Consider the following 21766-nt stretch of genomic DNA (forward strand, 5'->3'; position numbering starts at 1 on the left):
AGGGCATGCCGAGCCTAGGCGAGGCACCGAATGGCGGGGCAAGAGCCCTTGGTTACTTGGGGCTYTTCCAAGTGACTCGCTGTAAAAGCGAAACCGCCAGCMGCCATCACCGCAGAAACGGATATGTACCCCAATCGTAGAACGCTCCCCCAGAGCAAACCCTCTGTGCCGGCCGGAAATCGAAGGGCGCTCGAGGGGCGGTGTAGACTGAGGGCCTGTTCTCTTTCGGCAAGACAAGGGAGTGTGCCCAGCCATGATCGGCGCCGAGTTGCTGTCACCTGAAACCCTCACGGCGGGGTGGTTGATCTATGTGCCGGTACTGATCTGGGCCGTTGCGCGAGCACCGTGGGTCGAACTGTTCAGCGACAGTCGCCGCCAACATCTGTTGTTCGGCACGGTGTTCGCACTGTTTATGCTCTGGCTGGTGCGACAAGACTTCGACACCGGCGTGTCCTACCACTTTATCGGCATGACCGCCGTGACCCTGTTGCTCGACTGGCCGCTGGCGATTGTCGGCGGGTTGGTCGCGCAAGCGGGATTGGTGTTGCTCGGGCGGCAGGATCTGGCGGCAATGGGGGTCAACGGCGCGCTGCTGATTCTGCTGCCGGTGCTGGTCACCGAGTGCTGCGCGATCCTGGTGGAGCGAGCGCAACCGCGTAATCCCTTTGTGTATATCTTCGTGTCCGGTTTTTTTGCAGCGGCGCTGTCGGCGTTGCTGTGCCTGCTGTTGGCGCTGTGGCTGCTGTGGTTCGATGAACGTTTTGCCATGCCGTATTGGCTGGAAGATTTTGTCGGGTATCTGTGGCTGCTGATTTTTCCGGAAGCGTTCATCAACGGCATGGTGGTCAGTGCGCTGGTGGTGTTTTGCCCCGAGTGGCTGGAGACGTTCAATCGCACGCGCTACCTTTCGGCACCCTGGAAAGACGACGATCCCAAATCTTGATCCACATCAAAGGCAAAAACCGCTCACGAATCCATGCTCTGGAAAACCTTCAGGAGCATCGAAATGAGTGTCTACGAATGGGCAAGGCAGGAGTTGCGTCAAAGTCTGGATGGGGCGCAGGAAGTGGGGTTTGATCCGGGGTTGAGCCTGCGTGCCTTGCTCAGTGCAGTGGTGCAACAGAGCAAGGCGGTGCGCAGCGCCGAAGACCTGGCCGATGAGTTGCGTTTTCTTGCGGAAAACCTCGATGACAGCCAGGACTACGGTTTTATGCGGCCTTGAAGATCAGTGACGCGGCTCGAAGTCTTCGCTGAACAGGTCGTCTTCGGCATCCGGGCTGACCGGAATCTTGTGTTCTTCCGAGGCCCAGGCGCCCAGGTCAATCAGCTTGCAACGGTCCGAACAGAATGGCCGGAATTTGCTTTCTGGGCTCCATTCAACAGGGGCGCCGCAGGTTGGGCAATCGACGGTTGGGATTTGGCTCATGACTGGCCTCCACGCAAAGTAAGGTAAAAGTGATGCAGGCGTTCGACCTCGCTGTGCAGCCAGGCGAGGTCGCGGTCGTTGACCACCACATCGTCGGCGTGGCTCACGCGGTCCTGTCGGCTGGACTGGGCCTTGAGGATCGCTTGGACCTGTTGCTCGCTGGTCTGATCACGCTGCAGGGTGCGCTCGATCTGTAGTTGTTCCGGGGCATCGATCACCAGAACCCGTTGGGTCGTGGCGTACTGCCCGGACTCGATCAGCAGCGGCGAAACCAGAATCGCGTAAGGCGATTGTGCCTTGGCCAGATGATCGGCGATTTCCTTGGCGATCAGCGGATGCAGCAGCGCTTCGAGCCAGCGGCGCTCCTCTGGCACTTCGAAGATCAGTTTGCGCAACGCCGCGCGATCCAGCTGCCCGTCGGCTTGCAATACGCCGGGGCCGAAGTGTTCGGCGATCTTTGCCAGTGCCGGGCGACCCGGTTCCACCACCCAACGCGCCGCATGATCAGCGTCCACCACGTGCACGCCCAGGTCGATGAAGTGCTGGGCCGCCGCGCTTTTGCCGCTGCCGATGCCGCCGGTCAGGCCGAGAATCCAGGGTTTTTCCACAGGGGTATTCATTTCAAACCGACAAACTGCCAATAGAAGTCGGTTATTTGACCACCCCAGAGCAAGGCAATCCAGCCGGCAATTGCCAGATAGGGTCCGAAGGGGATCGGCGTGGAGGTTTTCGCATTGCGCAAACGCAGCAAAATCACGCCGACAATAGCGCCCACCATCGACGATAACAGGATGGTCAGAGGCAGGATCTGCCAGCCGCCCCAGGCGCCGAACATCGCTAACAACTTGAAATCCCCGTGGCCCATGCCGTCCTTGCCGGTGATCAGCTTGAACAGCCAGAACACCGACCACAGCGCCAAATAGCCGGCCACCGCGCCCCACAATGCTTCATGCAGGGACACGAAGAGCCCGAAACTGTTGACGATCAGCCCCAGCCATATCAGCGGCAGCACCAGCACATCCGGCAGCAGTTGGTGCTCGGCGTCGATCAGGCTCATGGTCAGCAACCCCCAGCTCAGGAGCAGCGCCATGCAGGCTTGCCAGCCGAAACCGAAATGCCAGGCGATGAACGCCGAGAGCAGACCGCAGGCCAGTTCGGTCATCGGGTAGCGTTTGCTGATGGCTGCCGTGCAGTTCGAGCATCGACCCCGTAAGAACAGATAGCTGAGTACCGGAATGTTTTCCCAGGCACGGATTCGATGGCCGCAATGTGGGCACTGGGAATGGGGCAGCATCAGGTTGAAGGTCGGCAGCGGTGTTTCGCCTGGCAAGCCCAACACTTCACGAGCCTCCTCACGCCATTCGCGGTCAAGCATTTTTGGCAGGCGCCAGACCACCACGTTGAGAAAGCTGCCAATCAGCAGGCCGACCAACAGGGCGGCGATCACGAAGGTCAACGGGTAGAGGGTCAGAATGTCGTTCAAGGGCATGTCAGATCGCTGAGCCAAGTTGGAAGATGGGCAGGTACATCGCAACCACCAGACCACCGACGATAACACCCAGCACCACCATGATGAACGGCTCCATCAGGCTGGTGAGGTTATCGACCATATTGTCCACTTCGTCTTCGTAGAAGCTCGCGACTTTGTCGAGCATATCGTCCAGTGCGCCGGACTCTTCGCCAATCGCGGTCATCTGGATCGCCATGTTCGGAAAGATACCGGAGGCGCGCATGGAAAAATTCAGCTGCATACCGGTCGACACGTCCTGCTTGATGCGCAGCACTGCACGCTTGAACACGATGTTGCCGGTGGCGCCGGCCACCGAATCCAGGGCTTCCACCAGTGGCACACCTGCCGCAAAGGTAGTCGACAGCGTGCGGGCGTAACGGGCCACGGCGGACTTGTACATCAGCGTGCCAATCAGCGGCAATTTCAGCAGCCAGGTGTCCATTCGGTCCCGAAAGCCTTGCGACGTTTTAAACGCGTGGCGCACACCGAAGATGGCCGCGATCAGCACACCGAACATCGCCCACCACCAGTCCTGCATGAATTCCGAAAGGCCGATGACCATCACCGTGAAGGCCGGCAATTCGGCGCCAAACCCTTTGAATACCGATTCGAACTGCGGCACCACTTTGACCAGCAGAATCCCGGTCACAATGATCGCGACGAACACCACTGCCAGTGGGTAGGTCATGGCTTTCTTGATCTTGGCCTTGAGGCTTTCGCTCTTTTCCTTATAGGTCGCCACTCTCTCCAGCAGGGTATCGAGGGCACCGGCCTGCTCGCCGGCATCGACCAGGTTGCAATACAGCTCATCGAAATACTGAGGCTTTTTACGCAGGGAAGCGGCGAAGCTGTTACCCGCCGCGACTTCCTGTTTTACCTCGTCTACCAGTGTGCGCATGGCCGGGTTATCAAAGCCTTCACCGATGATGTCGAAGGACTGCAACAGCGGTACACCGGCTTTCATCATGGTCGCCATTTGCCGGGTGAACAGGGCAATGTCCTGCGCCTTGATGCGCTTGCCCATGTTGAAAATCGAGGTGGACTTCTTGCGTACCTTGCCGGGGGTGATGCCCTGCTTGCGCAATTGGGCCTTGATCAACGCCGGATTCTGACCGCTCAACTCGCCGGTCATTTTGGTGCCTTTGCGGTCCGTGCCTTCCCAGGCATAGACGCTGATTTTTGCTGCTTTGACCGCCATATTCAGTCCTTGGTGACCCGGTTGATTTCTTCAAGGCTGGTGATGCCTTGCATGGCCTTGAGCAGGCCCGACGTCCGCAGGTCGTTGAAGCCGTCTTTACGCATCTGACTGTCGATTTCCAGTGAATTGCCTTCTGCCATGATCAGCCGTTGCAGGTCCTGTGTGTTCTTCACCACCTCATAAATCCCGACTCGTCCTTTGTAACCGCCGTTGCACTGATCGCAACCGACAGGCTCATAGATCGTGAATGAGCCGATGCGTTCCTCGGGGAAGCCTTCCTTGATCAGCGCTTCCCGGGGAATCTCGATGGGCTTCTTGCAATGGCTGCACAGCTTGCGCGCCAGGCGCTGGGCAATGATCAGGCTGATCGAGGTGGCAATGTTGAAACCCGGAATGCCCATGTTGTGCAGGCGAGTCAGGGTTTCGGCGGCGCTGTTGGTGTGCAGGGTCGACAGCACCAGGTGACCGGTCTGGGCGGCTTTGATGGCGATTTCGGCGGTTTCGAGGTCGCGGATTTCGCCGACCATAATCACGTCCGGGTCCTGACGCAAAAACGAGCGCAGCGCTTGGGCGAAGTCCATTCCCTGCTTGGGATTGACGTTGACCTGGTTGATGCCCTCCATGTTGATCTCCACCGGGTCTTCGGCGGTGGAGATGTTGATGTCCACGGTGTTGAGAATGTTCAGCCCGGTGTAGAGCGACACGGTCTTGCCCGAGCCGGTGGGCCCAGTCACCAGAATCATCCCCTGTGGCTGCTTGAGGGCGGCCATGTACAGGTCTTTCTGATCGGGCTCATAGCCGAGGGCGTCGATGCCCATTTGGGCGCTGGATGGGTCGAGGATCCGGATCACCACTTTCTCGCCCCAAAGGGTCGGCAGGGTATTGACCCGAAAGTCGATGGATTTGCTCTTCGACAGGCGCATCTTGATCCGCCCGTCCTGGGGCCGGCGCCGTTCGGAGATGTCGAGGCTGGCCATGACTTTCAGTCGCGAGGCGATGCGGTTGGCCAGGTGAATCGGCGGCTTGGCGACTTCACGCAAAATACCGTCGGTGCGCATCCGCACGCGGTAGGTTTTTTCGTAGGGCTCGAAATGCAGGTCGGAAGAGCCGCTTTTGATCGCGTCCAGCAGCATCTTGTGGACGAAGCGCACCACAGGCGCGTCATCGGCATCCTGGCCGGCGATGGCTTCCAGTTTGCTGTCATCGATCGACTCGATGTCCACGCCATCGAGGTCAACGTCGGCCATGTCTTCCAGGCCGGTGCCTTGGGTATCGAAGAATTTCTCGATGGCGTCACTGAGCTTGTCTTCCTCCACCAGGATGGCTTCGGTATTCAGCCCAGTGCTGAACTGGATGTCATTGATGGCTTGATGATTGGTCGGGTCGGAAACGCCCACGAACAACTTGTTGCCGCGCCGCCAGAGGGGCAGGGCGTGGTGCTGACGGACCAGTTTCTCGCTGACCAGCCCTTTGGGTTGTGTTTCCTTGTCCAGGCAACTGAGATCAAGCAGCGTCATGCCGAAGTGCTCCGAAGCGATCTCGGCGACCTGGCGACTCTTCACCAGTTTGTTCTGCACCAGATAACTGACCAGGGAGATTTTGTTGCGTTGGGCTTGCTGATACGCCTGTTGCGCGCTTTTGTCAGTGAGCAGCTCGGCCAGGACCAATTGCTTGGCCAGACCGCTAAGGGCGATGTCATTCATTGGGATTCCAAGCGCAGACAGTTCATGACTTATAGCCTAGTCAAGGGAAGGAACCAAACCAGCGGCGTTGAGGTGACAAAAAGTGTCAGAAAGTGCGGATTCTGGGGGTAGGAAAGGGCATTGCAATCGCCTCGCATCCCGCCAACAGGGGGCACGGCGCTTGGCATGGGCTGTGCTGCGGCTAGTTCAGATCATGAGATTTCGACTCATGCATGGAGCTTGTCTATGAATACTCAGAAAGGTTTTACGCTTATCGAGCTGCTGATCGTGGTGGCGATCATCGGGATTCTGGCGACGTTTGCGTTGCCGCAATATTCCAAGTACCAGGCCCGGGCTAAAGTCACGGCGGGGCTGGCTGAGATCAGCGCGTTGAAAGTGCCTTTCGAAGACATCATCAACCAAGGCACCAACCCTACATTGCTATTGGTTGCAGGTAACGCGACGGCGACGACCTCCAATTGCACGCTGGCTGCTTCAGGGACTGCTACAGACGGTGCAGGCACGATCACGTGCACGCTGGTTAATGCCCCAGGACCGGTGTTGGGCAAGACCATCACACTGACTCGCTCATCAGGGAACACGGCGGGTGCCTGGACGTGTGCCAGCACTGTTAACGCTGACTTTGCACCAAAAGGCTGTCCCGGCAGCGGCGCGTAATCTGGCTGCCTGATCTGATGCCTCGTCTGTTTGACGAGGCATTTTTTTGTTCGCCGTTCGGGAAAAATCGCGTAATTGAGAAAACTTCCAACAATTCATGGCCTTAGGCCTGCGGCAAAACCCGCAACTTGCATGTCGATAATTTCCAAGTCATGCAATTTGCATGATTCCGAAAATTGGTCGTTTTTATAAGATCATGATTTATAACGATTTATTGTCTGTTTCAAAGTTGGCACAGCGTTCGCAATATCTCCAATAACCCTGCTGACAAGACACGCAGCAGACTTTATGAAAAACAGGAGTTACTCGTATGAAGAAGTTCGCTATCGCTGCCGCTACTGCTACCGCGTTGACCCTGACCATGGCCAACGTCGCATTTGCACAGACCACCCAAGCCACCCAGGCTCCGATGACTCTGGCGGCGGGTGAAGTCACCAAAGCCAAAGAAGCTACTTCCGATACCTGGATTACTACCAAAGTTAAAAGTGACCTGGTAACCGAGAAAGGCATTCCTGGCACCGACATCAAAGTCGAAACCAATAAAGGCGTCGTGTCCCTGTCGTCCACCGTTGCGGTGACTGACGCTCAGAAAGCCACCGCTGTGGCGATCACCAAGAAAATCAAAGGCGTCAAAGCGGTCTCCGCTGACGGCCTGAAAGCCGAGTAAGGCAAGACTTCTCGCCTGGACTGGGAGAAGGCGCGGCAGACGGGCCGAGCAATACGTCAGCCGCCTCAGGAGAGTTCATGCGAAAGGCCATAAGGATGTGGCCATTACAGGCCCCGGCATTCGTGTCGGGGCCTGTTCTATTTTTGAGCGACGCAAAACAAAATGTGGGAGCGGCGGTGCGACGATTCGACTTGCTCGCGAAAGCGGTGTGTCAGTCCACATCAATGTTGTATGTGAGTCCGCATTCGCGAGCAAGCCCGCTCCCACATTAGGGTTGTGGTGGGTTCAGTTACCGCGCTTACTGGTGATCTGCCTCAAACGATTACCTTCAAAACGCAGGTACTGATACATCCCGCCGTTGGGCCCGTAGGTCCATTCCTCGACTTGAAACTCTTCCCGTCGGTTAGCGCTGCGCTTGTAGCCCAACAGATCACGGCTGACCGGTTCTCCGCATTTCTGCAGCACTTCGCTGGACCTGTCCCCGACACTGACCAATTGACTGCCGCAGCGCAGGGTATCGGCTGCCGAGGCCTGACTGGCGGCCATCGCCAGAGCCAGGATCGTCAGCCATTTCGCGCGCATCACTCGGCGTCCAGATGCAGCGGTGTAACCACCCGACCGTCACTTTCCGCTTCACCGAGGTTAGCGTCGATGAAGTACACGCGGTCATCGGCCAACTGACCCTTGTCGACCAGATAGTCCTTGATGCTGCTGGCGCGTTCCTGACCCAACTGACGCAACAGCACGTCGCTGGAGCTCCAGAACTTGATTATGCCTTCGCGCATTTTTACCGTGCGCTCTTCCTTGCCCAGATCCTTCCACTCGGCGGGTGGCTGCGTCTTCAGGCGCGTGCGATAGATCCCTTCCAGCAGCGGACCTTTCTCGTTATCCGGTACTTGCAGCAATGAAGCCTGAGCCGGCACCTTGTCGCCGCGACGCTGGAGCATTTTGTAGTAGTTGTACTGGTATTCCCGCTCCAGGCGTTGCTCGGCGATCAGCGGGCCATCGCTACTGGCGGCAGCCGTGCCTTCGATTTCCAGGCGCAGGGCCGGACGTTCCTTGAGGGCCTGGGACAGTTTGACCAGCGAACCTTCGGCCTCCTTGCTCAGGTCGCTTGAACCAGGCGCAAACGACACAGTGCCCAAATCTTCCGAGCCGCCGCCACTGACCAGCCCGCCAATCATTTTGAATGGCGCCGCGGCGGCTTTGACGATCAGGTTGCGCAAGGTCTGCCAGACAATCGGCATGATGCTGAACTGCGGGTTGTTCAGGTCGCCGGTCACCGGCAGTTCGATGGAAATCTTGCCGTCGACGTCCTTGAGCAACGCGATCGCCAGTTTCAGCGGCAGACTCACGGCGTCTGGGCTGTCGACCTTCTCACCCAGTTGCAGTTGCTCGACCACCACTTTGTTTTCGGCCTTGAGCTGGCCCTTGGTGATCAGGTAATGCAGGTCGAGATTGAGCCGGCCCTTGCGGATGCGGTAACCGGCGAACTTGCCGGAGTAGGGCGTGAGCGTAGTCAGTTCAACACGTTTGAAACTGGTGGCGATGTCGAGGCTGGCCATCGGGTCGAAGGGGTTGACCGAGCCCTTGATAGTGACCGGTGCATAACGGTCGACCTTGCCTTTGATATCGACGCTGGCCGGTTTCGCCTGACGGCTGTCGATGGTGCCGATTTGCCCATTGAGCTGTTGAATGGCCGTGGCGAAATTCGGGGTCAGGCTGAAGTCGGCGAAGTTGGCCGAACCGTCATTGATAGCAATGCCACCAATGTGGATGCCCAGCGGTTTTTCCTTGCTGACAGGTTTGGCGGCAGCCGTTTTGGCGCCTGAGTCGGCCGGTTGCGGGATCAACAGGTCATCGATGTTGGTGGTGCGGTCATCGTTGATCATGAAGCGCGCATAAGGCTGGAACAGGTTGACCTTGTCGATCGACAGGCTGTCGCCGTGCTGATAGTTCAGGCCTTCGAGCACCAACTGCTGCCACTTGAGGAAGTCGCGGGTTTTGAGGGTGTCGAGGGTATGCAGTTGATCGACCTGAGCACGGCCGGTGACGCTGAACGCCAGTGGCTCGGTGCTTTTCAGATCGACCGCCAGATCACTGCCGAGCATGCCGCTGCGCAGTTCCAGGCGAATGAATGGGTTGATATAGGACTGGGCGACGCGCAGGTCAATGTCCTTGGTTTGTACTTTTAACTTGGCGCTGACCGGGGCGAGATTGACGATACCGTCTGCCGTGATCTTGCCTTGCTTGCCCACGCCCGTATCGAGCTTGAGGTTAAAAGGCGAGCCATTGAGGCTGTCGAAATTCTGCAGGTCCAGGTTCAGCGGGCCGACATCCAACGCTACGGCGGGTTGCGCCTTGCGGTCAGCCAGATGCACCTGGTAATTGCGCAGTTGCACGTCTTTGAGCAGCACCTGCCATGGCTTGCTCGGTGGCGCCGGGTCGGGTTTCGGTGAATCGGCGGCTGCCGGCGTGCTGGTCGGTTCGGCCTTGGCTTTGACGGCTGCTTTGGACGGTTGGCTGGCGAACAGTTTCTGCCAATCGAGTTGCCCGTCGGCCTCGAGGGCGGCCCAGGTTTCCAGTTTCTGGCTACGGATCTTGCCGACGACCACTTGCTGCTTGGCCAGGTCGACGGTGGTTTCACTGATGTCCAGACGCTCGAGTTTCGCCAGTGGTCGACCGTCTGGTGCCTTGATCGCGAACGGCGCGATGCTGACGGCGACGTTGCTCAACAGCAGCTCGGTCTCCTTGGCCAGATTCAGTTTGTAGTCGGTGCTGAGGTTCATGACGCCGTCTTCGAGCACCAGTGGCACCGAATCACGCACGTAGGGCCAAAAGGATTTCATCTTGCCATCGGTGATTTTCAGCTTACCTTCGGAGGCGATCGGGATCAGGCTGAAATTGCCGGTCCAGTCAAGCTTCCCACCTCCCGGGCCAACGGCCATCAAGGTCATGTCGGCACTGTCTTCTGGCAGGGTGCTGAGATTCTTCAACTCGAAATCGAGTTTGTCGTAGAGGAATTCAATGGGCTCGCTGGGGCGCGCATCCTGGAAGTGCACATAACCACTGGCAAGTTTGATCCGCTCGATGCGCAACGGGAACGGTTTGGCGTTCGGGTCGGCCGGAGTCGGTTCACTGGCGGGGATTTTGAACAGGCCAAGGAGATTGAGCTTGCCGTCCTTGCCGAAGAGGATTTCGGTCTTGGGTTTGTCTATTTCGATATCGGACAGGTGCAGCGCCTTGGTCCAGAGGCTGTCGATCTGCAGGTTGGCGTACAGGCGTTCGAAGCCAACCTGTTCCTTGCCCGGCTCGCCGATGATCAGGCCCCACAGGGTCACTTCAAGGCTGAACGGGTTGAGTTCGATCCGCTGAATCGTCGCGGGCGTCGTTGCGTAATTGGCCAATTGTTGATTGGCTACCCGCAACGCGATGCCCGGCAAAATCAGAAACCCCAGCAGGCTGTAGAGGGCTAGAGCGGTCAACAGAGCGCCAATAGCGCGAATCAATCCTTTGGGCATGTGTGGCTTCATCTGTCTGAATCGGAGTGCGTTGGAGTATGGCACGCGTTTCCGGTTCCGAAGTGATCAAGCTTTATAGGATTTATCTGATTTTTCGGACGAATCTCAGAGTTGCAGAATCAGGGTTTTCAGCGGCGGCTGCTCATCCATTGACGGAAAATCGCCGCCCGGTTTCATCACTGTCCACTCGCGCACCGGCCGGCCGGCTTTCTCTGCACAACGCAAAACCTGCTCGCGCCAGTCGTCCATGCTGACTTTTGCCAGGTTGTTGCAGCAGATCAGCACGCCATTGTCAGCGGTGGTCAGCAATGCCGGCTTCAGCAGGCTCTGATAGTCGCGCAGCAAGTCGACGGTGCCGAATGCACTCTTGGCCCAGGCCGGCGGGTCCAGCAGCACCAGGTCGTACTGACGCTGTTCCAGGCGCTGATAGCTCGGCAGTTTTTGTCCGCGGCGCTGGCTGATCGGCAGGCCGGCCAGCTGGCGGATGGCCGGGAAGTAGTCGGACTGGATGAAGTCCATGGTCGGCAACTGGGGATTGAGCAAACCGTTCTCACGGCCGACGGCCAGGTTGCCCTCAGCGAAGTCGAGGTTGCAGACTTCGCTCGCGCCACCGGCCGCAGCACTCAGGCCGACGCCACAGGTGTAGGCGAACAGGTTCAGCACGCTTTTGTTTTTGCTGTGCTGCTTGACCCAGCCGCGCGTGTTGCGCAGGTCGAGGAACAGCAGCGGATCCTGGCCGGCGTGGCGGCCGCGAACCCGGTAGTTCAAGCCCCATTCGTGACCGATCAAGTCTTGCAGGGCGGCTTCGTCGGCGTGGTAGACGGTGTCTTCACGGTCGATGCGTGAGTTGCCCCGGGAGCGATCGTTGTAGACCAGCAGTGTTTCGAGGCCCAGGTGCTGATTGATGGTGTCGTGCAGTTGCAGCAGCGCATCACGTTCCAGTGACTGGTGAAAGCTTTGCACCAACAATTGTGGGCCGTAGCGGTCGATTGTCAGGCCGCCGGCGCCTTCCTGGCTGCCGTGGAACAGGCGATAGCAATCGGTGCCTTGCTGATGCAGTTCGGCCAGCAGGTCCTGACGACGAGCGAGGGCGGCGCGCAGCGCCTGATTCAAGGAAGACATGCTGGGCGCCTTGCAGGAGGGAATTTGGCGCGGGAGTTTAACAGCTTGGCAGCAAACCGAGGGGCTGCCTTCGCGAGCAGGCTCGCTCCCACAAGGGATCACTATTGTTTGAAAATTTATGTCCGATACAAACCCACTGTGGGAGCGAGCCTGCTCGCGATGCTTTTAGGGACTATCAGGTCAACAATCCCATCCGTCGTTTGGCCCGGTGCGCCGAGCCGTTACGCACCGCCCAGCGCAGCATCGGCACGCTGCGATTGACGCTGGCGCGGATCAGCTTGCGTTGCAGCGGGCTCTGGCTGACGCCCAGCATGTCACTGGCCCAGTCCGGCAGCAGGTCGATCCCGGCCTGCATCATCAAACTGCCGAAAGGTCTGGCCAAACGGCTGGGGGACGGGGCGTTCAACAATAGCCGTAACACCTCTCGACTGCGCTCATCGCACAGTAGCTGTGGGCGAATGCGTTCAAGGTAATCGGCAATTTCCTGTCGCGAACGCGGCACGTCACGGGCGCCGAGCCGTTCGGCGACCAGCGCGATTTCCGCGTAGTAACGGTCCTGGTCGGCCAGGGAAAGGTTCGGATTGCGGTAACGCAAATGGGCCGCGAGGAAGTTGCTGACTTCGGCCACGTGCACCCAGGTCAACAGATCGGGATCGCTGGCGGCGTAGGGCCGGCCATCCGGTGCCGTGCCGGTCACTTGCAGGTGGATGGTGCGGACTTTCTCGATCAGCCAGTCGGCGTCCTTTCGCGAACCGAAGGTGGTGCCGGAAATGAACTGCCCGGTGCGGCGCAGTCGGCCGAGCATGTCCTCGCGAAAATTCGAATGGTCCCAGACCCCGGCCAGGGCCAGTGGATGCAGTGCCTGCAGCATCAGGGCGCTGATGCCGCCGATCAGCATGCTGCTGAAGTCACCATGCACTTGCCAGCTCACCGAATCGGGGCCGAACAGGCCGGGATCGCCCTTGGGGTTTTCCAGGTCGAGCTTGCCCAGTGACAAACCGCTCAGGCTCATGATCTGGGTTTCGATACGGGTTCGGATGAATTCCATGGCGACTCAGTGGCGGAAAAGGAGGCGCGGCCATTAACGGCCGCGCAGGCTTTTGAAACAAGCGATTATTGGTTCAGGCGTTTATCGACCAACTCCTGGACCACGCTCGGGTCAGCCAGGGTCGAGGTGTCGCCCAGGCTGTCCAGTTCGTTGCAGGCGATCTTGCGCAGAATGCGCCGCATGATCTTGCCCGAACGGGTTTTCGGCAAGGCCGGCGCCCACTGGATCAGGTCCGGTTTGGCGAAGCTGCCGATTTCCTCGCTGACGTGAGCCAGCAATGCTTTCTTCAGTTCGTCGCTGGGCTCGGTGCCGTTCATGGGGGTGACGAAGGCGTAGATGCCCTGACCCTTGACGTCGTGGGGATAACCGACCACCGCCGCTTCGGCGATGCTGTCGTGCAGCACGAGCGCGCTTTCCACTTCCGCGGTGCCGATGCGGTGCCCGGAAACGTTGATCACGTCGTCAATGCGCCCGGTGATCCAGTAATCGCCATCCTCATCGCGCCGGGCGCCGTCGCCGGTGAAGTAGTAACCGGGGTAGGGCTTGAAGTAGGTGTCGACCATTCGTTGCGGGTCGCCGTAGACGCTGCGGATCTGCGCCGGCCAGCTGGACTTGATCGCCAGCACGCCGCTGCCCGCACCTTTGATTTCCTTGCCCACTTCATCGAGCAGCACTGGTTGCACGCCGAACATCGGTTGCGTGGCGCAGCCGGGTTTGATCCGTTGAGCGCTGACCAAAGGGCTGAGCATGATGCCGCCGGTTTCGGTCTGCCACCAGGTATCGACAATCGGACAACGCTGTTCGCCGACGGCATTGAAGTACCACTCCCACGCTTCCGGGTTGATGGGCTCACCGACACTGCCGAGTAATCTGAGGCTCGCGCGGGAAGTTTCCTTCAACGGTTCGGGGCCTTCACGCATCAGGGAGCGCAGGGCGGTCGGGGCGGTATAGAAAATGTTCACATGGTGCTTGTCGATCACCTGCCAGAAGCGCGAGCTGCTCGGGTAGCTCGGCACGCCTTCGAAGATCAGCGTGGTCGCGCCGTTGGCCAGCGGACCGTAGACGATGTAGCTGTGACCGGTGACCCAGCCGACATCGGCGGTGCACCAGAAGACTTCGTCGTCGCGGTAGTCGAGCACGTACTTGAAGGTCATCGCCGCTTGCAGCAGATAGCCGCCAGTGGTGTGCAGCACGCCTTTGGGTTTGCCGGTGCTGCCGGAGGTGTAGAGGATAAACAGCGGGTCCTCGGCGTCCATCGGTTCAGGCGGGCAATCATCGCTGACGTCACGCAGCGCCTGGTGATACCAGATGTCCCGGCCCTCGACCCAGTCCACTTCGCCCTGGGTGCGCTCGACCACGATGACGGTGCTGACGTTCGGGCAACTGTGCAGCGCCTTGTCGACCTTCTGCTTGAGCGGAACGACCTTACCGCCGCGCACGCCTTCATCGGCGGTGATCACGGTGCGGCAGTCGGCATCGAGAATCCGGTCACGCACAGAGTCCGGAGAGAAACCACCAAACACCACCGAATGCACCGCACCAATGCGCGTGCAGGCGAGCATGGCGTACGCGGCTTCGGGGATCATCGGCATGTAGATGCACACGCGGTCGCCTTTCTTCACGCCACGGCTTTTGAGCACGTTGGCCAGGCGACAGACGTTGTGATGAAGTTTTTTGTAGCTGATCTGCGCGGATTCGGCAGGGTCGTCGCCTTCCCAGATGATCGCGATTTGATCGCCGCGCTTTTCCAGGTGACGGTCGATGCAGTTGTAACTGACATTCAACTTTGCGCCGGCGAACCAGCTCGCCTCACCGGTTTTCAGGTTATAGCGCTGGACGGTATCCCACGGCTTACTCCAGTCGAGAAAGCGTGTGGCCTGCTCGGCCCAGAAGGTGCTGGGATGTTCGATGGACTGGCGGTACAGGCGCTTGTAGTCGTCTTGACTTAATTGTGCAGCCCGGCGGACGGCATCGGCTTGGGGGAACGTGCTGATATCGAACATGACGGTTCCTTATTCTTGTTTTGCGACAAGAGGGGAGCTGCGCGACCCTCGTAGGAGCTGCCGAAGGCTGCGATCTTTTGATTTTGATTGTTAAAAACAAGATCAAAAGATCGCAGCCTTCGGCAGCTCCTACACAGTGATAGCGCACGCCACCGATTTTGCGGTAAACCCGGTGCCGTGGAACTGTCGATGTTGCAAGTAGAAGGGGCGGGTAAGCCGCCCCTTCAGCCTATCACCCGCGGTGACGACCGCGGAAGTAGTTGATCAGGCCTTGGGTCGAAGCATCGTCAGCCGGGGTTTCTTCGCTGCCGACCAGGCGGTTGTAGACGCCTTTACCCAGCTCTTTGCCCAGCTCCACGCCCCACTGGTCGAAGGCGTTGATGCCCCAGATCACGCTTTGCACGAAGACTTTGTGTTCGTACATCGCCACCAATGCGCCGAGACGACGCGGGCTGATGCGCTCGACCACCAACGTATTGCTCGGACGGTTGCCCGGGATCACCTTGTGAGGCGCGAGTTTCTGCACCTCTTCTTCGCTCATGCCTTTGTCGCGCAACTCGGCTTCGGCCTCGGCAAGGGTCTTGCCCAGCATCAGCGCCTGGCTTTGCGACAGGCAGTTGGCGTACAGCCACTGGTGGTGGTCGGACACCGGGTTGAAGCTGACGATCGGCACGATGAAGTCGGCCGGGATCAGTTGGGTGCCCTGGTGCAGCAACTGGTGGTAAGCATGCTGACCGTTGCAGCCCACGCCACCCCAGATCACCGGGCCGGTGTCGGTGGACACTGGGGTACCGTCCTGGCGCACGCTCTTGCCGTTGGATTCCATGTCCAGCTGTTGCAAATGCTTGGTGATGTTACGCAGGTAGTGGTCGTACGGCAGGATCGCGTGGCTTTGCGCGCCCCAGAAGTTGCCGTACCAGACGCCGAGCAACGCCAGCAGCACCGGCATGTTCTGTTCGAACGGTGTGCTCTGGAAATGCTGGTCCATGGTGTAGGCACCGGACAGCAGTTCCTTGAAGTTCGACATGCCGATGGCCAGGGCAATCGGCAAACCGATGGCCGACCACAGCGAGTAACGGCCGCCAACCCAGTCCCACATCGGAAAGATGTTTTCTTCGCGGATCCCGAATGCCACAGCCGCTGCATTGTTGCTGGAGACGGCGATGAAGTGACGATACAGCTCGGCTTCCGAACCACCCTGAGCCAGGTACCAGGCGCGTGCGGCCTGGGCATTCTTCAGGGTTTCGAGGGTGTTGAAGGATTTCGACGAAACGATGAACAGCGTGGTTTCGGCGCGCAGTTTCATGGTCAGTTCGTGGAACTCACTGCCGTCGATGTTCGCCAGGTAATGGCAGCGCACGCCTTTCTGGGCGTAGGACAGCAGCGCTTCGGAGACCAGCTCCGGGCCGAGGAACGAGCCACCGATGCCGATGTTCACCACGTCAGTGATCGGCTTCTCGGAGTAACCGCGCCACAAACCGTCGTGGATACGGCCCACAAGGTCGGTGATCTGGTTCAGGACCTTGTGCACTTCCGGCATCACGTTGACGCCGTTGACCTTCAGCTTGTCGCCGACCGGACGGCGCAGGGCGGTGTGCAAGGCCGGACGACCTTCGGAGGAGTTGACGATTTCGCCTTCGAACAGCGCTTTGATCGCGCCCTGAAGGTCAACTTCGTTGGCCAGGCCCACCAGCAGATCTCGGGTCTGAGCGTTGATCAGGTTCTTCGAGTAGTCGAGAAACAGGCCGCAGCTGCTGAGGGTGAATTGGGTAAAGCGCTGCGGATCGGCATTAAAGGCTTCGCGCATGCTGAAATCCTGCATGGCTTGGCGGTGGTCATTCAACGCTTGCCAGGCGGGCAGAGCGGTAACGTCTTGAGGGGTGCGGTAATACGCCATCGCTGCGGGTTTCCTTTTTACTTGAACGGCCTTTTGAACACTAAAAATACCGGAGCGCTGTGGGTGGGCGTCCGGTCAACTGCGTCGACACGATTTCATGACACAGGGCGAATACAGTAAACCTCGCGCTGCGATCTGTCTTGACTTTGTCTGACCCGTTCCCGGTACTTTTTTATACATCGAGCAGGGAACGGTCCGACAAACGGAAGGGGGAGGGGCTAAGACGGGATCAGGCGACCTGAACCGGAATGGCATTGCTGGTATGGCTCAGTTCATTGCCCGGCGCCATGTAGAGCATGCGTGGCTTGAAGTTGAGCAGCTCGGCTTCGCTGTAGTGGGCGTAAGCGCAAATGATCACGCGGTCACCGACCTTGGCCTTGTGCGCTGCGGCACCGTTGACCGAGATCATGCGCGAACCTTCTTCGCCACGTATCGCGTAGGTGGTGAAGCGTTCACCATTGTCGATGTTGTAGATCTGGATCTGTTCGTACTCCCGGATGCCGGACAGGTCCAGCCATTCGCCGTCGATGGCGCAAGAACCTTCGTAATCGAGTACAGCGTGGGTGACTTCGGCGCGATGCAGCTTGGCTTTGAGCATGATGGCGTGCATGAGTGTTTCCCCGGGTCGGAATCGAACGGCGGGCATTGTGCCCAAAGGCTTGAGGGCCAGCAATACAGTCTGGAAGCGACGTAGATCTAATGTGGGAGCGGGCTTGCTCGCGAAAGCGGTGTGTCATTCAGCATTGATGCCGACTGATCCACCGCATTCGCGAGCAAGTCGAATCGTCGCACCGCCGCTCCCACATTTGTTTTGCGGTGTTCAGGCAGTAGCGTCGAGGTTCAGATGCAGGTTATCGATCAACCGCGTCGTACCCAGGAACGCTGCCACCAGAATCACCAGATCCCGATCTTCCGCCGTTGCCGGGCGCAAGGTCAGCGCATGACGAATCTCCAGATAGTCAGGACGCAAACCCGCCGCTTCAAGCTGCTTGATCTGCGCACCGATCAACGCCGGGAAATCCCGTTCGCCCTGTTTGATCGCGTCGGCAATCTGGCTCAAACCGCGATACACAACCGGCGCAACGGCCCGCTGTTCTTCGCTGAGGAAACCATTGCGCGACGACAGCGCCAGGCCATCGGCTGCACGTACCGTCGGTTCGCCGATGATCTGGATCGGCATGTTCAGGTCATGCACCAGGGCGCGGATCACAGCCAGTTGCTGGAAGTCTTTCTGGCCGAAGATCGCCAGGTCCGGCTGAACCATGTTGAACAGCTTGGTGACTACCGTCGCCACACCTTCGAAATGCCCGGGACGGCTGGCGCCGCAGAGGCCTTCGGAGAGTTGCGGAACGCTGACTCGGGTCTGGCCGACCATGCCGTCGGGGTACATTTCTTCAACAGTTGGCGCGAACAGCAAGTGGCAACCGGCCTGGAGCAGTTTCTCCTGATCGGCTGCGAGGGTGCGCGGGTACTTGTCGAGGTCTTCGCCGGCGCCGAACTGCAGCGGGTTGACGAAAATGCTTGCGACCACGAAATCCACCCGTTGGGAGGCTTTGGTCACCAGTGCCACATGACCGCTGTGCAGGTTGCCCATGGTCGGCACGAAGCCGATGCGCTTGCCTTCGCTGCGGGCACGGGCCACGGCGGCCCGCAATTCGCGTACGGTTTTTACGGTGTTCATGCAGAGAATCCGTGTTCGATACCAGGGAAAGTCGCCGCTTTGACTTCAGTGACGTACGCACCAAGCGCCGCTTGAATGTTTTGTTGCCCGGCCATGAAGTTCTTCACGAACTTCGGCACACGGCCAGTGATCGACAGGCCGAGCATGTCGTGCAGAACCAGTACCTGGCCGTCGGTGCCACTGCCGGCGCCGATGCCGATCACCGGGATTTTTACCGCCTGGGTGATCTCTTCGGCCAGTTCACTCGGTACGCATTCGAGCAGCAACATCGCCGCGCCCGCTTGTTCCAGGGCGATCGCATCGGCACGCATCTGCCGCGCCTGGTTTTCGTTGCGACCCTGGACTTTGTAACCGCCGAGGATATTCACCGATTGCGGTGTCAGCCCCATGTGCGCGCACACCGGGATACCGCGTTCGGCCAGCAGACGGATCGAGTCCGCCAGCCACAGCGCACCTTCAACCTTGACCATGTGCGCACCCGCCTGCATCAACAGGGCACTGTTGGTCATGGCTTGTTCGGTGGTGGCGTAGGCCATGAAGGGCAGGTCGGCGAGGATCAACGCATCGGTGTTACCGCGTTTGACGCACGCCACGTGGTAAGCCATTTCAGCGGTGGTGACCGGCAGGGTGCTGTCGTGACCTTGCAAAACCATGCCAAGGGAGTCGCCCACCAGCAGCACTTCGACACCAGCCTCATTGCAGGCGTGGGCGAAGGTCGCGTCATAGCAGGTCAGCATGGTGATCTTTTCACCTTTTTGCTTGAGACCTTGCAGAGTGGTCAGGGTGATGGCTGGCATGAAAAGTTCCTCATTCAGGCGCTGTGGAAACTACTGCGAGTAACGCGCGTGATTCTTCGTTAAATACAGGCGCACGGTCTGTTGTCGTGCTTTTAAGGCCTGGATTGCGCCCTTCAACGCCGTGTTGGCGGCAGCGGGACGCCTATAGTCGTGAGGAGAACTCGGGAAGTCAATTGCGTGTGTTACCGCATTGTTACGCGTGGGGTGTTACCGGGGTAACTGATGCGATTCAGCAACTACCAATCTCATGTTCGACACAAAACCAATGTGGGAGCGGGCTTGCTCGCGAAGGCGGTGTGTCAGTTAATATTGATGCCGAATGGCACACCGCCTTCGCGAGCAAGCCCGCTCCCACAGGGGATGTGCATTAATTCGGAGGGAGTCGTTCCAAGCCGACGAACGGGCAGGCAGCGAGCAAATCACTCAGGCTGCGGCCATCGGCCAGACGCAAATCCGCAGGCGCCAGTTCGGCCAGTGGATAGAGAACGAAAGCTCGTTCCTGCAGATGGTAGTGAGGCACCTTGAGGCGAGGTTCATCGATCAGCCGATCACCGAACAGTACGATGTCGAGATCCAGCGTTCGCGGCCCCCAGCGTTCAAGGCGCTCGCGGCCCTGCCCGTTCTCGATGGCTTGCAGCGCATCAAGCAGCGCCAGCGGCGGGAGCGTGCTGTCGAGGGCGGCAACCGCGTTGGTATAACGCGGTTGGCCGGGCAGCAGCGAGTCGCTCTGATAAAACCCGGAAACCTCGATCAGTTCGGTCTGCGGCAACTGTGCCAGCGCGTCGACGGCGCTGCGCAATTGTTCGGCGGGGTCAGCCAGATTGCTGCCCATGCCGATGTAGATGCGTTCCATGGATTACTCGCCCGTGGCGCTCGGTGCACCGGCGGTGCGTTTGCGCTTGGCGCCACCGCTGCGGCGACGTTTGCGTGGAGCGCCAGTGCCGTCGTCCTTGCCGCTGAGGTCGCGGATCATGTCGCGACGTTCGCTGTCGTTGGCGTCCTGATAATCCGTCCACCATTCGCCCAGGCCATCGGTCTGCTCGCCGGCGCTTTCGCGCAGCAGCAGGAAGTCGTAACCGGCACGGAACCGTGGGTTGTCCAGCAACAGGTCGGCGCGCTTGCCGCTGCGGCGTGGCAAACGCTCCTGCATGTCCCAGATCTCGCGGATCGGCATGGTGAAGCGTTTCGGAATCGCGATGCGCTGGCACTGTTCGGCGATCAGTTCATGAGCCGCTTCCTGCATCGCCGGAATCGGTGGCATGCCACGTTCTTGCAGGCGCAACACGCGGGCCGGCAACGCAGGCCAAAGCAGCGCAGCAAACAGGAACGCCGGGGTCACCGGTTTGTTCTGTTTGATCCGCAGATCGGTGTTGATCAACGCTTCGCTGATCAGCGTGTGGGTATAGGTCGGGTTGTATTCCAGCGCCTCGGCACTGGCCGGGAACAGCGGATCGAACAGCTGCAGGTCGACCAGCATCTCGAAGGTGTCCGCGGCATGGCCGGAGAGGAACAGCTTGAGCACTTCTTCGAACAGGCGGGCCGATGGAATCTCGCGCAGCATCGGCGCCAGTTCACGGATTGGCGCGGCGCTGTGTTTTTCGATGCCGAAATTCAGCTTGGCGGCGAAACGCACGGCTCGCAGCATCCGTACCGGATCTTCCTGGTAGCGTTGCTTCGGATCGCCGATCAGGCGGATCAGGTGATTGCGGATGTCGTGTACGCCGTTGGCGTAATCGAGGATGCGCTCGCTGACCGGATCGTAATACAAGGCGTTGATGGTGAAGTCGCGGCGTTGCGCGTCTTCTTCCAGCGTGCCGTAGACGTTATCGCGCAAGATGCGCCCGCTCTCGTTACGGGAAGACTGGTTGCTGTCTTCCTCTTCATCGTTTTGCGGGTGATTGGCGCGGAAGGTCGCGACTTCAATGATTTCGCGGCCAAAGTGGATGTGCACCAGCTTGAAGCGACGACCGATGATCCGCGCGTTGCGGAATTCGGCTCGCACCTGTTCAGGTGTGGCACTGGTGGCGACGTCGAAATCTTTTGGCGTGATGCCGAGCAGCATGTCACGCACACAGCCGCCGACCAGATAAGCCTGGTAACCGGCGTTCTGCAGGCGTTCGACGATGTTCACCGCGTAGCGACTGAATTGGGCCTTTTGCAGCGAATGTTGGCCGCTGTTGAGCACTTCAGGCGTACTGCGAATGTGTTGCGTATGACGCTTGGGAGAACGGAATGACTGGAACAGCTTCTTCAGCATGGGATGCACTGTTTGAAGGAATGTTCGGCCAAAACGAAGAATGACCGCATGATGGGCGGGGATTCTAGCATTTAGTCGGGGGATGGTGTAGGAAGCTGCGCAAGCGCTTGAAGCAGGGGCTTGTTGGTGCGGATTGGCTCTGTGTAGCAGCTGCCGAGCCTGCGAGGCTGCGTTCGACTACGCAGTAGTCGTAAAACCAGAGATTGCGGTGTGTCAGAAGAAGCCGGGTGCCTGTATTGCGACTGCTCCGCAGTCGAACGCAGCCTCGCGTTGCTCGGC

20 protein-coding genes are annotated in these 21766 nt (G+C 59.2%); 4 read left to right on the top strand and 16 right to left on the bottom strand.

Translation table 11 applies throughout. The features are described 5' to 3' along the window. Positions 1 to 253 precede the first annotated feature (253 nt). The gene (locus ASC74_RS28430; RefSeq protein ID WP_008153325.1) at positions 254 to 943 is read left to right on the top strand and encodes an energy-coupling factor ABC transporter permease; all 690 of its coding nucleotides are present in this window, start codon (positions 254 to 256) and stop codon (positions 941 to 943) included. Between the two features lie 63 nt (positions 944 to 1006). Continuing rightward, entirely contained in the window at positions 1007 to 1222 is a 216-nt protein-coding gene (locus ASC74_RS28435) for a hypothetical protein (RefSeq protein ID WP_033054332.1), read from the top strand. A 3-nt stretch (positions 1223 to 1225) separates the two neighbouring features. Here the strand turns inward: ASC74_RS28435 and yacG are convergent, their stop codons facing one another. The 5 genes from yacG to pilB are packed head-to-tail and all read right to left on the bottom strand — an operon-like array spanning position 1226 to position 5837. After that, positions 1226 to 1426, bottom strand: coding sequence for a DNA gyrase inhibitor YacG (gene yacG, locus ASC74_RS28440; RefSeq protein WP_046049370.1), 201 nt, complete (start codon positions 1424 to 1426; stop codon positions 1226 to 1228). Then, a complete protein-coding gene (coaE, locus tag ASC74_RS28445; RefSeq protein ID WP_056746046.1) occupies positions 1423 to 2046 on the bottom strand; it encodes a dephospho-CoA kinase in 624 nt (207 codons plus the stop codon). The genes yacG and coaE overlap by 4 nt, the downstream gene beginning before the upstream one ends. Further along, complete coding sequence (locus ASC74_RS28450) at positions 2043 to 2915, bottom strand: prepilin peptidase (RefSeq protein ID WP_056746048.1); 873 nt, start codon at positions 2913 to 2915, stop codon at positions 2043 to 2045. Before ASC74_RS28450 ends, coaE begins: the two co-directional genes overlap by 4 nt. Position 2916: 1 nt before the next feature. Further along, positions 2917 to 4134, bottom strand: coding sequence for a type II secretion system F family protein (locus ASC74_RS28455; protein WP_056746050.1), 1218 nt, complete (start codon positions 4132 to 4134; stop codon positions 2917 to 2919). Positions 4135 to 4136: 2 nt separating this feature from the next. Continuing rightward, positions 4137 to 5837, bottom strand: coding sequence for a type IV-A pilus assembly ATPase PilB (gene pilB / locus ASC74_RS28460; RefSeq protein WP_056746051.1), 1701 nt, complete (start codon positions 5835 to 5837; stop codon positions 4137 to 4139). 225 nt (positions 5838 to 6062) lie between these two features. On the opposite strand from pilB, the gene ASC74_RS28465 reads away from it, so the two are divergent. Both ASC74_RS28465 and ASC74_RS28470 read left to right on the top strand, forming a co-directional pair. Then, positions 6063 to 6494 (top strand): pilin, encoded by a 432-nt coding sequence (locus ASC74_RS28465; protein WP_056746053.1) that lies wholly within the window; start codon positions 6063 to 6065, stop codon positions 6492 to 6494. Positions 6495 to 6804: 310 nt separating this feature from the next. Continuing rightward, positions 6805 to 7161: a BON domain-containing protein gene (locus ASC74_RS28470; protein ID WP_056746057.1), complete on the top strand. Its 357-nt coding sequence runs from the start codon at positions 6805 to 6807 to the stop codon at positions 7159 to 7161. 285 nt (positions 7162 to 7446) lie between these two features. On the opposite strand, the gene ASC74_RS28475 is transcribed toward ASC74_RS28470, so the two are convergent. From ASC74_RS28475 to ASC74_RS28525, 11 genes are all read right to left on the bottom strand, one after another. Beyond that, a complete protein-coding gene (locus ASC74_RS28475) occupies positions 7447 to 7743 on the bottom strand; it encodes a DUF2845 domain-containing protein (protein WP_056746058.1) in 297 nt (98 codons plus the stop codon). Continuing rightward, positions 7743 to 10694, bottom strand: a complete 2952-nt coding sequence (locus ASC74_RS28480) for a DUF748 domain-containing protein (RefSeq protein ID WP_056746060.1) — start codon at positions 10692 to 10694, stop codon at positions 7743 to 7745. The genes ASC74_RS28475 and ASC74_RS28480 overlap by 1 nt, the downstream gene beginning before the upstream one ends. Positions 10695 to 10787: 93 nt before the next feature. Continuing rightward, positions 10788 to 11804: a class I SAM-dependent rRNA methyltransferase gene (locus ASC74_RS28485; protein WP_056746061.1), complete on the bottom strand. Its 1017-nt coding sequence runs from the start codon at positions 11802 to 11804 to the stop codon at positions 10788 to 10790. A 175-nt stretch (positions 11805 to 11979) separates the two neighbouring features. Next, the gene (locus ASC74_RS28490; protein ID WP_056746063.1) at positions 11980 to 12852 is read right to left on the bottom strand and encodes an oxygenase MpaB family protein; all 873 of its coding nucleotides are present in this window, start codon (positions 12850 to 12852) and stop codon (positions 11980 to 11982) included. 65 nt (positions 12853 to 12917) lie between these two features. After that, positions 12918 to 14855 (bottom strand): acetate--CoA ligase, encoded by a 1938-nt coding sequence (acs, locus tag ASC74_RS28495; RefSeq protein ID WP_056746066.1) that lies wholly within the window; start codon positions 14853 to 14855, stop codon positions 12918 to 12920. Positions 14856 to 15087: 232 nt separating this feature from the next. Further along, positions 15088 to 16752: a glucose-6-phosphate isomerase gene (gene pgi, locus ASC74_RS28500; RefSeq protein ID WP_056746068.1), complete on the bottom strand. Its 1665-nt coding sequence runs from the start codon at positions 16750 to 16752 to the stop codon at positions 15088 to 15090. Between the two features lie 229 nt (positions 16753 to 16981). Continuing rightward, complete coding sequence (gene panD / locus ASC74_RS28505; RefSeq protein ID WP_008153310.1) at positions 16982 to 17362, bottom strand: aspartate 1-decarboxylase; 381 nt, start codon at positions 17360 to 17362, stop codon at positions 16982 to 16984. Positions 17363 to 17572: 210 nt separating this feature from the next. Continuing rightward, on the bottom strand, positions 17573 to 18433 hold the full coding sequence (gene panC, locus ASC74_RS28510; protein WP_056746070.1) for a pantoate--beta-alanine ligase: 861 nt from the start codon (positions 18431 to 18433) through the stop codon (positions 17573 to 17575). Next, positions 18430 to 19230 carry a 3-methyl-2-oxobutanoate hydroxymethyltransferase gene (panB, locus tag ASC74_RS28515; RefSeq protein WP_033054352.1) on the bottom strand — a complete coding sequence of 267 codons (801 nt, stop codon included), beginning with the start codon at positions 19228 to 19230 and terminating at the stop codon, positions 18430 to 18432. Before panB ends, panC begins: the two co-directional genes overlap by 4 nt. A gap of 367 nt (positions 19231 to 19597) precedes the next feature. Next, positions 19598 to 20083 carry a 2-amino-4-hydroxy-6-hydroxymethyldihydropteridine diphosphokinase gene (folK, locus tag ASC74_RS28520; RefSeq protein WP_056746072.1) on the bottom strand — a complete coding sequence of 162 codons (486 nt, stop codon included), beginning with the start codon at positions 20081 to 20083 and terminating at the stop codon, positions 19598 to 19600. A gap of 3 nt (positions 20084 to 20086) precedes the next feature. Continuing rightward, the gene (locus ASC74_RS28525; protein WP_008153304.1) at positions 20087 to 21487 is read right to left on the bottom strand and encodes a polynucleotide adenylyltransferase PcnB; all 1401 of its coding nucleotides are present in this window, start codon (positions 21485 to 21487) and stop codon (positions 20087 to 20089) included. Positions 21488 to 21766: the final 279 nt, after the last annotated feature.

Source organism: Pseudomonas sp. Root329 (genome assembly GCF_001424925.1).
Classification (GTDB): domain Bacteria; phylum Pseudomonadota; class Gammaproteobacteria; order Pseudomonadales; family Pseudomonadaceae; genus Aquipseudomonas; species Aquipseudomonas arabinosi.